12 protein-coding genes, 1 pseudogene and 1 CRISPR repeat array are annotated in these 14,294 nt (G+C 63.6%); of the genes and pseudogenes, 6 read left to right on the top strand and 7 right to left on the bottom strand.

The window, feature by feature from the left end:
• Positions 1–156: 156 nt before the first annotated feature.
• The 3 genes from HMPREF9153_RS04140 to HMPREF9153_RS04130 all read left to right on the top strand — a co-directional run bounded on the left by HMPREF9153_RS04140 (position 157) and on the right by HMPREF9153_RS04130 (position 3,067).
• Positions 157–1,404, top strand: a complete 1,248-nt coding sequence (locus tag HMPREF9153_RS04140) for an alpha/beta fold hydrolase (RefSeq protein WP_004809683.1) — start codon at positions 157–159, stop codon at positions 1,402–1,404.
• 344 nt (positions 1,405–1,748) lie between these two features.
• Positions 1,749–2,345 carry a sugar O-acetyltransferase gene (locus tag HMPREF9153_RS04135; protein WP_138237715.1) on the top strand — a complete coding sequence of 199 codons (597 nt, stop codon included), beginning with the start codon at positions 1,749–1,751 and terminating at the stop codon, positions 2,343–2,345.
• Positions 2,342–3,067, top strand: coding sequence for a hypothetical protein (locus HMPREF9153_RS04130; protein ID WP_004809681.1), 726 nt, complete (start codon positions 2,342–2,344; stop codon positions 3,065–3,067). The genes HMPREF9153_RS04135 and HMPREF9153_RS04130 overlap by 4 nt, the downstream gene beginning before the upstream one ends.
• Positions 3,068–3,118: 51 nt before the next feature.
• Here the strand turns inward: HMPREF9153_RS04130 and HMPREF9153_RS04125 are convergent, their stop codons facing one another.
• The 3 genes from HMPREF9153_RS04125 to HMPREF9153_RS12655 form a co-directional block, all read right to left on the bottom strand.
• The gene (locus tag HMPREF9153_RS04125; RefSeq protein WP_004809680.1) at positions 3,119–5,719 is read right to left on the bottom strand and encodes an ABC transporter permease; all 2,601 of its coding nucleotides are present in this window, start codon (positions 5,717–5,719) and stop codon (positions 3,119–3,121) included.
• A 6-nt stretch (positions 5,720–5,725) separates the two neighbouring features.
• Positions 5,726–6,514, bottom strand: a complete 789-nt coding sequence (locus HMPREF9153_RS04120) for an ABC transporter ATP-binding protein (RefSeq protein ID WP_004809679.1) — start codon at positions 6,512–6,514, stop codon at positions 5,726–5,728.
• 173 nt (positions 6,515–6,687) lie between these two features.
• A complete protein-coding gene (locus tag HMPREF9153_RS12655; RefSeq protein ID WP_004809678.1) occupies positions 6,688–7,296 on the bottom strand; it encodes a hypothetical protein in 609 nt (202 codons plus the stop codon).
• A gap of 232 nt (positions 7,297–7,528) precedes the next feature.
• Here HMPREF9153_RS12655 and HMPREF9153_RS04110 point away from each other — a divergent pair, with 232 nt between their 5' ends.
• Positions 7,529–8,317 carry a hypothetical protein gene (locus HMPREF9153_RS04110; RefSeq protein ID WP_004809677.1) on the top strand — a complete coding sequence of 263 codons (789 nt, stop codon included), beginning with the start codon at positions 7,529–7,531 and terminating at the stop codon, positions 8,315–8,317.
• A gap of 806 nt (positions 8,318–9,123) precedes the next feature.
• Positions 9,124–9,771, top strand: coding sequence for a hypothetical protein (locus HMPREF9153_RS04105; protein WP_004809675.1), 648 nt, complete (start codon positions 9,124–9,126; stop codon positions 9,769–9,771).
• A gap of 115 nt (positions 9,772–9,886) precedes the next feature.
• Here HMPREF9153_RS04105 and HMPREF9153_RS04100 read toward each other — a convergent pair.
• Positions 9,887–10,131 (bottom strand): annotated as a pseudogene (locus HMPREF9153_RS04100) (hypothetical protein).
• 170 nt (positions 10,132–10,301) lie between these two features.
• Between HMPREF9153_RS04100 and HMPREF9153_RS04095 the strand changes: the two are divergent.
• Entirely contained in the window at positions 10,302–10,703 is a 402-nt protein-coding gene (locus tag HMPREF9153_RS04095; protein ID WP_004809673.1) for a hypothetical protein, read from the top strand.
• 42 nt (positions 10,704–10,745) lie between these two features.
• Here HMPREF9153_RS04095 and HMPREF9153_RS04090 read toward each other — a convergent pair whose 3' ends face one another.
• From HMPREF9153_RS04090 to cas1e, 3 genes are all read right to left on the bottom strand, one after another.
• Entirely contained in the window at positions 10,746–11,093 is a 348-nt protein-coding gene (locus tag HMPREF9153_RS04090; protein WP_004809672.1) for a hypothetical protein, read from the bottom strand.
• Between the two features lie 281 nt (positions 11,094–11,374).
• Positions 11,375–12,989: direct repeats of the CRISPR family, unit length 28 nt; unit sequence GGCTCACCCCCGCGTAGGCGGGGAAGAC.
• Between the two features lie 54 nt (positions 12,990–13,043).
• Positions 13,044–13,388, bottom strand: a complete 345-nt coding sequence (cas2e, locus tag HMPREF9153_RS04085) for a type I-E CRISPR-associated endoribonuclease Cas2e (RefSeq protein ID WP_036902094.1) — start codon at positions 13,386–13,388, stop codon at positions 13,044–13,046.
• A 2-nt stretch (positions 13,389–13,390) separates the two neighbouring features.
• On the bottom strand, positions 13,391–14,248 hold the full coding sequence (gene cas1e, locus HMPREF9153_RS04080) for a type I-E CRISPR-associated endonuclease Cas1e (protein WP_231097139.1): 858 nt from the start codon (positions 14,246–14,248) through the stop codon (positions 13,391–13,393).
• Between the last annotated feature and the right edge of the window lie 46 nt (positions 14,249–14,294).

Below are 14,294 nucleotides of genomic sequence, written 5' to 3'. Positions count from 1 at the left end.
TACGGGACAAGCCGTGACGATAGTTGCGGAGGATGGGGGAACATCATGGTAAGGCTGAGAAAATACTGAGGGTTCTGGATATGGCAAGCCTCGCGCCGCTGGGCGAGGAGTGACGGAGTCGACTCGGTTGGCGTCCGGACCTCGTAGGCTGATGCTATGACGTGGAACCGCAACATTCCTGGCCTGCTAACAGATGACATTCGCCTCAGGGTCCCGTTGGACCACAACAACCCCGAGGACCTGCGCACCATCGAGATTTATGCGCGTCTGGTTGCTGCTCCTGACGGCACCGACAAGCCGTACCTCGTCTTTTTGCAGGGCGGCCCGGGGTGTGAGTCTCCGCGGCCGACGCTGAGTGATCCCGGATTCCCGGGCTGGCTGGCCCGGGCCCTGCAGGACTACCAGCTCGTGCTGCTGGACCAGCGCGGCACTGGACTGTCCTCGCCAGTGAGCGAGCCGATGGGGGATCCGGCCAGCCAGGCGGAGTACCTCACTCACCTGCGTGCCGACGAGATCGTCGAGGACTGCGAGGACATCCGTCGTCACCTCGGTGTTCAGAGATGGGCGGTGCTGGGCCAGTCCTTCGGCGGATTCACCCTGCTGAGGTACCTGTCCACCTACCCGGAGTCGCTGTCGGCGGGTTACTTTACGGGTGGTCTGTCGGCGGTCGGACGTTCTGCTGACGAGGTCTACACCGCCTGTTACGACCAGCTGCGCGCAAAGTCGCTGGAGTACTACAAGCGATTCCCGGAGGATCGGGTGCGGCTCGCAGAGCTCATGGCGCTGGCCGAGAAGGGCGAGATCACCATTCCGAACGGTGACATCGTGACGCCGTCGCGGCTGCGGTCGTTGGGACACCTGCTGGGCGCCTCGGGTGGGGCTGAGAAGCTGCACTACCTGCTGGAGTATCCGCACACCTCACGGTCGTTCCGCCATGATCTTGCCGGGCTGCTGCCTTTTGGCGGACGTAACCCGCTGTACGCCGTCATCCACGAGTCATCCTATGCCGACGGTGTGGTCACCGACTGGTCGGCCGCGCGGATGCTGCCCGAGGACTTCCAGCAGGATCCGACCCTGTTGACCGGTGAGCACGTCATGCCAGAGTGGTTCGACACCGACCAGGAGCTGCGGCCGTGGAAGGAGGTTGCCAATCTCATTGCGAACCATCCGTGGCCGAAGCTGTATGACGCTGACGCCCTCCGGGCTGCCGAGGTGCCCTGTGCTGCGGCGGTGTACCACGACGACGCCTATGTGCCGCGCCAGTTTTCCGTCGAAACGGCGGCCTTACTGCCGCAGATGCATGCCTGGGTGACGACTGAGTACGAGCACAACGGGTCGAATGCCTCGGGTGGTGCGGTTCTCGACCGTCTCATCAAGCTCGTCAAGGGAGAGCTCGTCAGGTGAGGCTGAGGGGCGTCCGGGGTACCGGGCGCCCCTTCTTTCCGTGACCTTCATTGTCAGCTGTGCCAGCTGTGTCCCCCCTGTCAAGATCTCTGGCGCAGGGGACACAACTGGTACGGGTGGACGTGGCAGGGGCGGGGATTGGTCCAGGTGGCCCAACTGTGATCCCAGGGGCGCATTCCTCTCGCAGCCTTGCTGCACGGCCTCCACCACACGGAGCTGCCAAAAAACGCTCCGAAAACCCGATGGCAACGTCACCATCCCGGTTTTCTGGCAGCTCCGTGTAGTACTAGCCGGTATTCGAGGTTCAGGGGATGCCTTCATGCTCTCCCGATACCGTTGACCCCATGACTGACCACTTCGCAGGGGACCCCCGCACGAACCGGGAACGGATGCTCGCCGGGGACCTCTACATCGCCGACGACCCGGAGAACTCCCGGATAGCCGACCGCGGGGCCAGGCTGGCTGACGCCTACCACCGGGCCTTCCTCAACGATCCGGACAGCGCCAGTCCCCTGCTGGCCGAACTCCTCGGCGAACTCGGAGAGGATGCCGTCATCAAGCCGCCGCTGTACGTCGACTACGGTGAGAACATCCACTTCGGCGCGCGCAGCTTCGCCAACTACAACCTGACGGCTCTCGACGTCACCGAGATTCGCATCGGCACCGACTGCCAGATCGGCCCGAACGTCCAGTTGCTGACTCCCACCCACCCCATCGACCCGGACCTGCGTCGGGATCGCCTGGAGGCTGCCAAACCCATCACGATCGGCAACAATGTCTGGCTCGGCGGAGGTGCGATCGTCTGCCCCGGTGTCACCATCGGCGGGGACAGCGTCATCGGAGCCGGAGCGGTCGTCACCAAGGACATCCCGGCCGGATCCATCGCCGTCGGCAATCCGGCGCGCGTCATCGGATCGGTCTATGACAGGAAAGGCGAATGACCATGAACGACATCCCGGAGATCCCGGCCAACTGGTGCGATCCTGACTCTGTCGGCGCTGAGCTCCCGGAGGCCGACGACGTCGAGGCCGACCCGCAATCCGTGCAGATTCCGCCGGCCGAGTCCTTCGAGGTGTTGCGCCGGGCCAGCGAAGAGGAGCTGCGAGCCCAGGAGGGTGGTGAACAGATCGACCCACTCGAGTCCGGACGAGCCGCTATCGCCATCGCCCTCACCCCGCTCTGTCAGCTCGAGGGTGCGATCATGCTCGGTGTCAGCCTGCTCGACGCCGTGGTCAAGCGGGTCGAACAGGTCGACGACGACGCCGTCGAGGTGTACCTGCCCGACTGGCTCTTCGACCACAAGGGGCTCACCTCCGACGAGGTCCCCGGCCTGCTGGTTGAGCGGGTTCGTCGTGACATGGCCGACCCGGTCGTCGTCTCCACCATGGGGGAGGAGGCCGTTGAGCAGCTGCGCAGTGGTTTGTCGGCGATCCTGGCGGCCCAGCAGCACGACGCCGCCGAGTTCTCCCGTCACGTCAACCCGGGCGTCGACCCCGAGTGGATCATCGACGGCTGTCAGGAGATTTGCGTCGCCCTGGCCGCCCACGCCGCGACCATCGGCTGGCAGCGTCCCGAGGTGGATGTCTCCAACGTCTTCGCCACCCTTGACATGGCCGACGATCCCGACCGCGTCCGCACCCTGCTGAGGAAAGCTCGCCGATGACCGGGCCGCTGGCGACCGCCGCCCGGTGTGTGGAGGACCCGCCGGCAGACCTCACTCGGTGGCGATCGCCTTGAGGATGTTCGTGCGGGCGGCTCGGCGCGCCGGCCACAGCGCGGCGAGGACCCCGACGAGCGCCGCGGCCACGAGGAAGGCCACGAGTTGCAGCCACGGGATCGAGAGCTTGTCGATGCCCTGGTCGGCGAGTAGACGTTGCAGCACCATGCCGAAGACGGTTCCCAGACCGACCCCGACCACCGCACCAAGCAGGGCGATGACGACCGACTCCAGGGTGATCATCCGGCGCACCTGCGGGCGGGTGAGGGCGATGGCACGCAACAGGCCCAGTTCCCGGGTGCGCTCGATGATGCTCAGACCCAGGGTGTTGACGATGCCGAGCACGGCGATGACGATGCTGAGTCCCAGCAGTGCGTAGAGCAGCGCCATGGTCCGGTTGACGTTGACGAGGACCTGGTCGGTGTACTGGCCAACGTCCATGACGCTCACCAACGGCATGTCGGCCAATGCCGCGTCGAGGGCCCTGTGGGCCTGCTCGTGGTCGGTGCCCGCCTTGAGGTAGATCGACAGGAAGGCGTCCTTGTCGCCCAGACCGGCCGAGGTGAGGGTGCTCGTCGAGACCCACATGGTGGCGATGGGCTGTCCCTTGCCGGTCGTGTAGATGCCGACGACGGTGAGCGTCATGGGACGCTGGGCATCCACCGACCACAACCGGTAGGACGACCCCACCTTCAGGTGGTATTTCTCTGCCGTCTTCTCGTCGACGATCATCTCGCCGTTGGTGTGGAACATGCGTCCCTTCGTCACCTTCTGGGGGAACATCTTGTCCAGCGAGGTCGCCTCCATGCCTGCGATGGCGCGCATGTGACGTCCCATGGCGTCGGTGAAGTACTCCTTGGGCGGGGTCGCCTGACCGGCGGGGATCTCGAGCATCTGCGCCATCTTCATGGCGTGGACGTCCTTGACCTGCGGGACGGCGGCCACCTTGGTGCGGACCTGGTCGGGAAACCCCTCGAATCCCTGTCGGCCGACCATGAAGTCGCCACGGAGCGTGTCGGTGACTTGGCTGGTCACCGAGCGCGTCGAGGAGGCCCCGAAGACGGCCATGAGGGAGACCAGGGTGAGCCCGATCATGAGGGCCGATGCGGTCGCGGCGGTGCGTCGGGGCTGACGGATCGAGTTGAGTTCGGCCAATTTGCCGACCTCGCTGAAGATCGCTCGGTACACCTTGCCGACGATCCAGATGACCGGACGGCCGAGCAGGGGCGAGGCCAGGGCGACGCCGATCATCGTCAGGGCCATGCCGGCCCCGGCCCAGGCCACCGGCTTGGGAACGACGTCGAGCACCCCCACAACGATCCCCACGACGCCCACGGTGGCCATGACGGAGCCGATGACGGCCCGCTTGCCCAACCCGACCTCGGACTCGGTTCGGGCCGAGGTCATGGCCTGGACCGGAGAGATGCGGGTGGCCCGGGCTGCCGGCAGCAGGGCGGCGACGAGCGTGACGAGGATGCCGGTGATAAGTGAGGCCACGATGGCCTTGACGCCCAGGGTGAGGGTTGTCTGGCCGATGTCCCATCCGGTTGCGGCCATGATCGCCTTGATGGCCACGGCCAGACCGAGGCCGCCGAACAGCCCCAAGACTGACCCGACGGCGCCCACGACGAGGGCCTCGACCAGGACGGTCGCCCTGATCTGACCGCGGCTGGCTCCCATGGCCCTGTACAGCGCCAGCTCGGAGGATCGTTGGGCGACGAGGATGGTGAAGGTGTTGACGATGAGGAAGCTCGCGACGAGCAGGGAGATGCCCGCGAAGACGAGCAGGAAGATGTCGACGAAGCCGAGGGCCTTGCCGATGGCGCTCATCTGCTCATCGGCGACGACCTTGCCGTCCTTGGCCTGGTATCCCTTCGGCAGGACCTTCTGGACGGCCTTGGCGACGGTCGCCCGGTCGGCGCCCGGTTCGACGACCGTGGCCACACCGGTGAACGCGTCGTGGCCCTTGAGGAAGAGCTGCTGGGCGCGGTGCGTCGTGAAGAACACATAGCTGGCCCCGGCGGACCCACTCTGACCGACGGTGGCGGTGCCCACGAGCTTTGCCTGAACGGTGCCAGCTCGGCTCGTGATGACTTTGACCCTGTCGCCGACATGATGGCCGGATTTGTCGAGGGTTTGCGGATCGACGACCACCTCGTCGTCGGTACGCGGTTCGTGGCCCGACACGACGTGGACGCCCTGCTGGCCGCCGAGGGCCGGGGTCGTCTGCCAGCTGAAGCCCAACTGGGGCGGCCCGAAACTGGTGATGGCCTTGCCGTCGCGGTCGATGAGGACGGTTCCCGTCTCGGTGACGGTGCCCTGGGCGTCCTTGACACCGTCGACCGTGCGAATCCTGTCGACGACGGCCGGTGTCAACGGGTACGGTGTCGTCACGTCGCCCTGCACCGCGTCCTCGGTGTTCTTGGACACCTCGACGTCCGAGACGGACCCCGAGACGATGGAGTTGAAGGTGGACCGGAGCATGTCGCCGAAGACGAACGATCCCGAGACGAAGGCGACGCCCAGGACGATGGCCAAGGTGGACATGAACAGCCGCAGCTTGCGGCTCCACAGGGAGGTGAAGGTGGCCTTCCACATGGTGGTTCAGGGCCTTTCGACACGGCGGGCGGCCGGCACGTGCTCGCCATCGGTTGTCTTCGCCCGGCGCGGGTCCAGGCGGCTCATCGTCGTGAGCACGGCGTCATGGGTGGGGTGGCAGATGTCGTCGACGATGCGCCCGTCGGCAAGGAACAGCGCCCGGTCGGCATACGAGGCCGAGACGGGGTCGTGGGTGACCATGACGATGGTCTGGCCGAACTCGTCGACCGACCGGCGCAGGAAGCCGAGCACCTCGGTGGCACTCATGGAGTCCAGATTGCCGGTGGGCTCGTCGGCGAAGATGATCTCGGGCCGGCCCACGAGGGCGCGCGCACAGGCGACGCGCTGCTGCTGCCCACCTGACAGCTCGGAGGGCTTGTGGTCGAGCCGGTCGGCCAGGCCGACGACGTCGATGACGGTGTCCCACCACTGCGGGTCGGGCTTGCGTCCGGCGATGGCCAGGGGCAGAAGGATGTTCTCGCGGGCCGTGAGGGTTGGCACGAGGTTGAACTGCTGGAAGATGAATCCGACCCGTTCACGTCGCAGCAGCGTCAGCTTCCTGTCGGTGAGGGTGGCGACATCGGTCTGGCCGATGAAGGCGCGACCCGAAGTGGGGCGGTCGAGCCCGGCCATGCAGTGCATGAGCGTCGATTTACCCGATCCCGACGGACCCATGACCGCGGTGAGGGCACCGGCCTCGACGGTGACGCTCACCCCGTCGAGGGCCTTGACGACGGCATTTCCGGTTCCGTAAGTCTTGACGAGTTCATCGGCGGCAGCGGCGGTCGGCGCCATGACGGTCTCCTGTGACTGGATGAATGACGTGGAGTGACGTCAGGTCACAGTGTATACGTGTGTTACGATGAGCCCACGCATATCCGTGTTCACGCTCCCATCAACGCTGTTACTCTCGGCAAGAGCGGGGAGCGCAGTGGTTTCCAGCGTCAGGCCCAGGAGGGTCGTGGTGATTACTTGACGTCGCATGAGGGAACCTTTACTGAGTTGAATGCGATCATTTTGACGGTGCCTGCCTTGTCGCGGGTATACCAGCTATCGACATGGATGATGTGTCCATGGTCAGTCTTTCCGTGGCGGTCCACAGTCCGGATGGAGCTGTAGTCTTCGCACGATTCCAGGGCGATGGCAGCCTCAGGATGGGTGGTGTCACCCTTCTTCTCCCGCACCGCGGTAACGGAGGAGTTCCCTGATGTGATCTTGATGCCCAGCCCTGAGATCTTGTGGTTGAAGGTCATGTAGTCCTTGAGGGCTGACCCGCTGGCGTAGTTGGTGAGCATGAGCGGGGCCGGTTCGCCAGGGGCCAAACCTCCCATCTTCTCCAACTCGAAGTTATTTCTGTGGATGGTGCGGTAGACCTTTTCGGCTTCGGCGGCACTGACGGCCCCCGCCGATGGCGTTGGGGTTGCTGAGGGTGTTGACGAGGAGGAGGCGCTTACCGATGATGCCGATGTTGTGGTGGGGGTACTCGGTGTCGGCGTGGGTGCCGACGTTGATCCTGCTGAGTGGCAGCCGGTGAGGGCTGCTACGGCGGTGAGGGCAGCGATACCACGATGGTGCATAGGAACCTTCCTGACAGAGATGAGTGCAGAAGAGATCATGACGCTCTCCTGCCTGTATGGGTGACCGTATCGATGATCCGGGTGGTGTCCTCGTTGAGGTCGACGCCCAGCCGTCGCGCGGTAGTCGACAGGTGATCGACAGTTTGTAAACATGACAATCGAATGGTATATAGGAGTGGCCGAGTAGAACTATTTCGGGCATATGTAGTTGAACCTGAAAGGGCACACGGAGATGAATGGTGACCTCTTCCAGCGGGGGCAGCCCTCTCGGCGCTCTGTTGTCGCAGCATCGGCTTGGTCTGTGCCGGCGATCGTGGCGAGCAGCGCGCTATCAGCGTATGCGACCAGTGAGTGTGTAACCACTGTCGGCGTCTGGAGGCCGTCCTCGGCGCTCTCGGAAGGCGCTACCTACAACCTCGAGAAGACTCGAGATGTTGACACCTGGAAGGATAACAACGTCATAGCGGATTACTGGCACAAGATGCCGGACGACTATGACCTCACCCCAACCGATAAGGATACGCTCAAGTCCACATGGCTCAACCTTGCTCAGGCGGTCAGGGCCGATGACAAGGATGGCTTGGGGCAAACTCTGACCATTACTTTTTCAAGACCGGTGTACGGGCTTGCCTTTTACATCGGTCAGATAGATTCATCTCATGATGCTCCTGCATGGTATATCGATAAGGTGACCGTGACGGCCACTGGCGACGGAACGTCGCATCCTGTGTTCAAGACCCGTCATGACTACAAGTACGGAGCACTCAAGAATTCTCTGCAGGTTGATGGTGAGGGAACCAACAGGGTGACAGCGGTGTCAGATAGCCGCGTCGCACAGTTTACGGATAATGGAGGCAACCACCGTGGAACGATACGGTTCGAGACGTCCGCAACTGAAGCGGTGACGCAGATCACCGTCTTCTACGGGGATACCCAACCGGGTGGCAACGCATCCAAACATGGCATGGGTAGACAGTACGTCTCGATCAGCCCCATGCGTTGGAGCACCTGTCCTCAGTGAGCCTGGAATTCCATGTAGGCCACTCGAGTCGGCTTCATGTGACGTGTCAAGGCATAGGTGATTGATGGGACGATCAAGTTGTCGGGGTCTTTCCATGAGGGAGATTTTGTGTCGATCCTCATGGAAAGCCCCCCGATTTGTGTCACGCCACGATGAGGCTTGAACCTGATGAGCCTCCTTGCGGTATTACGGGGATCATCTGGTCGTTGACGCAGCGCGAGCCTGTGGACCGCCGATCGTGGCCCTCGAAGCAGTTCCTCACGTCGGTCATGCTCGAGTGGAAGGACGAACCATCAATGGAACCAGGCATAACCACCGCCTTCCTTCCCTGCGTTGTCCGGTGGCATCGGGGGCGGCGCGGCGTCGGCAGGGTACTCGAACCACCCCGGCCGGTACTTTCGGGGTGGTTTCGGCTTTTGGTGTGGGTAATCCGGGTACCAAGTTGAGCTACCGCACGATTGGCTCGTGTTCGTGGTGGATTGAGGATCCTAGCCAGCGTGATTACAACCGGTGGCGTGAGGATTGTTCGCACTTGTCGACGTCTGACAATGAGCGTCTGGCTGATTATGCTGGTTCGTTGTATCGACAGGCTGCGGTGCTGTCGTACAACTATGCTTCTCCGACTCGTCATGGCGCGGGTTCGGGTGCGGGTATCTTCATGCATTACGCGACTCGTTACACCGGTGGTTGTGTGGCGGTCAATTCCCATATCTGGGCATCGACATCAACGCCGACTACCATGACGCGGCCGCGCCCATTCTCGCAGCTTATCTGCCCCCGTGCGAGCGTCATTAGGAGACCATCTCATGCTGGACAAAGTTCTTCCTTGGCTTCGTGACGGAGTCTTTGATCGTCTCTACTCGCTTTTGGGCTCTTTCGTCGGGGTGCTCTCTGTGTTCGCCATCGTCGACCACGTTCGGCCACTTGACATTCTGCGGGGTTGGTTGGGGGCTCTCGTGGTCCCTGTTGGTTGGTTGGGTCGGGTGGATGCTGTTCTTGCTGGCGGTACTCCGTGGGGTCGGGTTGGTGTTGTCGTCGCGGTCGTTGGTGTGTTGGGCGTGGCGACTCATGATGTGTGTCGGGGTCGTTCCGGGCCGACCTTTTGGTGTGGTGCGGGTCTCATGGTTACGGCTGGTATGAGCTGGTTGTGGCTGATCTTGCTCCTCGCTGTCGGATTCGTCGTCTCTATGACGGACTTGATTACGGCCTCCTGGAAGGAGGAGTTCTCCTTCGGGGATTCCTTGATCAGGGAGGCCTTGGGGGAGGCTCTGTGGCGGCTCTGGGGGACTCTTTTTGTGACGCTGTTCTACAGTCCGCTTGAGGTCGTAGAATGGCTCACCGGTGAGCCGTCTGGTGGCACCAGGCGGCAGATCATCAACCCGGCTGGTCGTCCGCTCAAGGTCGAACTTGTCGAGCCCAAGCCGGAAGCAACCAAGGCCCACCGCAATATCTAGCCCGAAAAGTCCCCCGGCTTTACGTTGAAGAGACGAACAGATACGGCTGAGAGCCGCCCGTCGAGTGGCCCAGCGTGAGCGACTTCCTCGCCCCCTGGTCCCGCCTCGTGAATCCTTAGCTGGCTTTGAGGGTCTGGGCGACCTCGCGGGTGAGCGCTTGACGGGTCCACGCGGATACGGTCATGCCTTGCCGGGCCGCGTCTCGTTCGATCGGCCTCCACACGCTGGGCTGGCACTCACCCGGATCGTGCGAGGCTCCAGGGGCTCAGTCTCCGCTTCCTCCCAAGCTCGACCCTCGAACGGCTCGACCTGCAACCCCTCAAAACCCGACTCAGCCTCACTCGCCCACTGGCGAACCATCTCGTCGGTCACTCGGACACCATTGTCGGCAACAAACTCACTCATCTCGCCCTCCTCATCTGAGTGAGAAACCCCGGCTTACCCCCGCGTAGGCGGGGAAGACCGGCTGGCGGGGTTGCCTCCACAGAATGTGTCAGGTTGATTATCCTGGCTGGTAGGATCGGAAGGGGATGGCGATGTCGGCGCTAATACTCACTCTTTTACTCACTCTTTTCAACTTTATTGGCTTTGTTCTACAGCAGGTATGGAACTTTATCGCTGGGTTCTTCCATGCCCTCTTCCTCTTGGTCGTGTCGCCGCGTGAGGGGGCGATGCACCTGGGAATGTGGTTCTGCCGCTACGGGGGGTTGGTCTGCATCGGCTATGGGGTCTGGGTGATTGGCCGTCACGCGCACCTGTCCGAGATTGCTACACGAGAGTGGGTCTTGGCCGGTGTGCTGGTCGGCGGTGGCTTGCTGCTGTGGTTCATTGCAGCTGGTATTGACGGTGAGCTGGAGAACCGGGCCGAAGAAGAGGCTTTGGAGAGGCAAGCGCGCAAGCTGAAAGAAGTCATGCTCAGAGATGATCTGTGAAGTGCTGTGGCGGCGGGCTTTGTTAGCGCGCCGCCGCAGTGCTTATGCAGATTTGAGCCCGTAGAGGTTCAGGTGCCCTTGGTCGTCGTCGCTGATGACGATCAGGTGGTTTTGGGCGAGGCCGAGGGGGCGTGCCGGGGTTGCGGTGACGGGGCTGGTGGTGGTGGTTCCGGTGCCAAGGTCGATCATGGTGGATGTGTGGGCTTGGGGGTCGTGAGTCCATGCCCAGTGGTCGATGACGGCATCAAGGTTTCCGTCGATGGGGACCAGTGATCGGTTTTGCCAGTCGATGATGACGCTTCCGGCTGCGGTCCATCGGCCGCGCTGGGGGTCTGTGAGGCGGTGATGCCGGCTCACCCCCGCGTAGGCGGGGAAGACGACCTCAATCAACGGCCCTTGTGGTGAGACCTAAGCGCTTCATCGGCGTACCGGCGACCCCTTCTCCTGGCCCGCGCAGACAGGTATACTTCGTGGAAGGAGGGGACCCGGCCCCTCTGTGGAACCGGGTCCCCGTTGTTTACCGGCGTTTGCCACCTCGCCGCCTCCGAGTTGCACCTCGGGGGCGGCTTTCTTTGCGGAGCTTGCGCACCGCAATCACGGCGGCTGCGAGGTTGACGACCGCTGTCGCCAACTGCAACGCCTGGATAACAAGGTCAGCCATGCTGACCTCCGGCTCACCCCCGCGTAGGCGGGGAAGACTGACCCAGCATTACCGCAGCCTTTTCACGGGTAGGCTCACCCCCGCGTAGGCGGGGAAGACGTTGGTGGGCTTGCTGGTGCTGGTATGGCGGCCGGCTCACCCCCGCGTAGGCGGGGAAGACGCCTTCCTTGAATAGGGAGGTGTGTGGTTCAGCGGCTCACCCCCGCGTAGGCGGGGAAGACCGTGAATTGTTGGGGATGCCATGTCATCAGTCCGGCTCACCCCCGCGTAGGCGGGGAAGACAGCCCAGCCTGGCCCAGCGCAGGTTGGCCCCGCGGCTCACCCCCGCGTAGGCGGGGAAGACCCGACGGTGTCGATGACGCGGGCGGCGGTGGCCGGCTCACCCCCGCGTAGGCGGGGAAGACGTCCTAGCCAGCGGCACATACCCAGATATCACCGGCTCACCCCCGCGTAGGCGGGGAAGACATTGGGGACAAAGCAGTGGCTCACGATGGGCAAGGCTCACCCCCGCGTAGGCGGGGAAGACGGGTTATCGACATCCCGATCAACAAGGGTTTGAGGCTCACCCCCGCGTAGGCGGGGAAGACGTGGATCGTCATACCCCATGCGCCCTCTAGTCGGGGCTCACCCCCGCGTAGGCGGGGAAGACATCTCCTCATCAGGCATATACCGGATAGCGCCCGGCTCACCCCCGCGTAGGCGGGGAAGACTCCCGCATCTGGGCAGACACCCACCGGGGAGGAGGCTCACCCCCGCGTAGGCGGGGAAGACCCTCTGCTGCTCACGCCCGCATGGTCGGGGCGAGGCTCACCCCCGCGTAGGCGGGGAAGACACGGGTTCGTTCAGCGATGAGGTCACGCTCGAAGGCTCACCCCCGCGTAGGCGGGGAAGACCGCACACCTCCCTGTTCAAGGAAGGCCGCGACCGGCTCACCCCCGCGTAGGCGGGGAAGACAGGGGTGGTGCTCATGCTCGCTCTCCATTCAGCGGCTCACCCCCGCGTAGGCGGGGAAGACAGGGAGTCGACCGGGCCAATGACCTCGGCGTTCGGCTCACCCCCGCGTAGGCGGGGAAGACACTCGACCAGGGCCTCGGGGATCGCGGCGTGAAGGCTCACCCCCGCGTAGGCGGGGAAGACGAATCCGGCGAGGATGGTGAACAGGAGAGCGCCGGCTCACCCCCGCGTAGGCGGGGAAGACCGGGTTTGCGCCGTGGTTGAGTGCGGCTCGGACGGCTCACCCCCGCGTAGGCGGGGAAGACCGAGTCGTCGGGACTCGAGGACTGCGCCGAACAGGCTCACCCCCGCGTAGGCGGGGAAGACGTTATGCCTAGTCAAGTGGCCCTTTTTCATGTCGGCTCACCCCCGCGTAGGCGGGGAAGACGTTATGCCTAGTCAAGTGGCCCTTTTTCATGTCGGCTCACCCCCGCGTAGGCGGGGAAGACATTTCACTTATTGGCGGCTTAAGGAATGCAACCGGCTCACCCCCGCGTAGGCGGGGAAGACACGAATCAGAACTGTTGCTGGCACTATCATCAAGGCTCACCCCCGCGTAGGCGGGGAAGACTGGCTCAGCAACGTGACGAGGGAATGGAGAGTCGGCTCACCCCCGCGTAGGCGGGGAAGACACCAGCCGACTACGGTTGATGCAGGAGCTTTGCCCAGATACAAGTGTACTCGATCTAGCGCTTGGCCGTCCTACGTCGCCGCGCAGCCGAGCTCCATCCCGGCCGCAGTGTCGAGTTGTGTGCCCTATTGTTTGGCCTCTGCATGAGTTTCAGCCCGTCGAAGTCGACGACGTCCCAGTCATGTCGATGCACGCGGAACTCGAAATGCTGCTCGCCGCGCATCGAGTACACGAGGATCGCCCGCCCGTCGTGGCACATTTCAACGACTCGGCTCCACAGGGCATCCCTGATCCGTGCAGGCAGATGCCCGACGAACACCCCAGGGCTGATCTCGAGCAACCACCTCGTGAGGTGGCCACGCAGTCCCGCGGGACAGGCGGTGAGGACGAGCACGACCATGGCTATGCCCACGATCTTCCGCCGGCGACCGTGCCAGTGCGGTCGTCCCACAGGTCGACAACATCCCACCCGTATCCGTCATCGGGATCTCCGGGGGCGTCGAGAAGTGTGTGGATGTCCTTCACACACGTGCTCAGCAATGTCGACTCATGAATGGCGTCGCGCATGGCTCGTCGTGTCGCGCCAGGGATGTCGTCAACGTCCCCGTTCGCTGCACATTCGAACGCGACTGGTACCGCCAGCGACGTCTTGTACAGATCTGCGACGTCGTAGACGAAGGATCGGTCCTTGCCCGTGTGCACGAATCCCAATCCGGCCGACAGTCCGAGTGCCGCGATGACGGAGTGCACGACTCCGTAGAGGCAGGTCGTCGCGGCAGTGAGCGCCTGGTTCGTCGGGTCGGACGACTCGAAGTCCTCGACTTTGTAGCTGCGCTTGTCCCAGGCGACGCCGAACCTGACGGCCGTGTCCCGATACGCCTGCCGAACTCGGGCCCCTTCATGTCCGCGCAGTTGTTGCAGGGTCAGGCCCGTCGCGACGTCGTCGGGAAACCGCATCTCGTACATGCGCCGAGCGACCGCCAGCCGCTTCGTGTGGTCGGTGACGGCTTCGGCCTGCAGGTCGAGCAGTCGGGTCGTCCGGGCCAGTGGTCGGCCATGGGCGTAATACCGCACACCGTGTTCGCCCACCCATAGCGTCGTCGCGCCGGACTCGGCCAGCAGCACCATCGCCTGGTGGGTGACGTTCGTTCCCGGGCCCAACAACAGCGCTCCGATCATGGACGCCGGAACATGCACGGTGCCCTGCTGATTCGACGCCGTGATGGCATTCGAGTCGCGGTTGACGATGCAATGCTCCATGTAGATGAAGCTGAGCCGATCCTGGGCGCGCGCCAACTCCTGGACC

Origin of the sequence: Cutibacterium avidum ATCC 25577 (genome assembly GCF_000227295.1) — a bacterium.
In the GTDB taxonomy this organism is placed as follows: Bacteria; Actinomycetota; Actinomycetes; order Propionibacteriales; family Propionibacteriaceae; genus Cutibacterium; species Cutibacterium avidum.
The sequence above is the reverse complement of the archived record's forward strand: the minus strand, read 5'-3'. Positions and strand labels throughout refer to the sequence as shown.

What these genes read in the sequence shown, in the direction of transcription:
- HMPREF9153_RS04110 (WP_004809677.1), top strand. Translation starts at nt 7,529, where the DNA reads ATGAATGGTGACCTCTTCCAGCGGGGGCAGCCCTCTCGGCGCTCTGTT.
- HMPREF9153_RS04135 (WP_138237715.1), top strand. Translation starts at nt 1,749, where the DNA reads ATGACTGACCACTTCGCAGGGGACCCCCGCACGAACCGGGAACGGATG.
- cas1e (WP_231097139.1), bottom strand. Translation starts at nt 14,248, where the DNA reads ATGGAGCATTGCATCGTCAACCGCGACTCGAATGCCATCACGGCGTCG.
- HMPREF9153_RS04120 (WP_004809679.1), bottom strand. Translation starts at nt 6,514, where the DNA reads ATGGCGCCGACCGCCGCTGCCGCCGATGAACTCGTCAAGACTTACGGA.
- HMPREF9153_RS04130 (WP_004809681.1), top strand. Translation starts at nt 2,342, where the DNA reads ATGACCATGAACGACATCCCGGAGATCCCGGCCAACTGGTGCGATCCT.
- HMPREF9153_RS04105 (WP_004809675.1), top strand. Translation starts at nt 9,124, where the DNA reads ATGCTGGACAAAGTTCTTCCTTGGCTTCGTGACGGAGTCTTTGATCGT.
- HMPREF9153_RS04095 (WP_004809673.1), top strand. Translation starts at nt 10,302, where the DNA reads ATGGCGATGTCGGCGCTAATACTCACTCTTTTACTCACTCTTTTCAAC.
- HMPREF9153_RS04125 (WP_004809680.1), bottom strand. Translation starts at nt 5,719, where the DNA reads ATGTGGAAGGCCACCTTCACCTCCCTGTGGAGCCGCAAGCTGCGGCTG.
- HMPREF9153_RS04140 (WP_004809683.1), top strand. Translation starts at nt 157, where the DNA reads ATGACGTGGAACCGCAACATTCCTGGCCTGCTAACAGATGACATTCGC.
- HMPREF9153_RS12655 (WP_004809678.1), bottom strand. Translation starts at nt 7,296, where the DNA reads ATGCACCATCGTGGTATCGCTGCCCTCACCGCCGTAGCAGCCCTCACC.
- cas2e (WP_036902094.1), bottom strand. Translation starts at nt 13,388, where the DNA reads ATGGTCGTGCTCGTCCTCACCGCCTGTCCCGCGGGACTGCGTGGCCAC.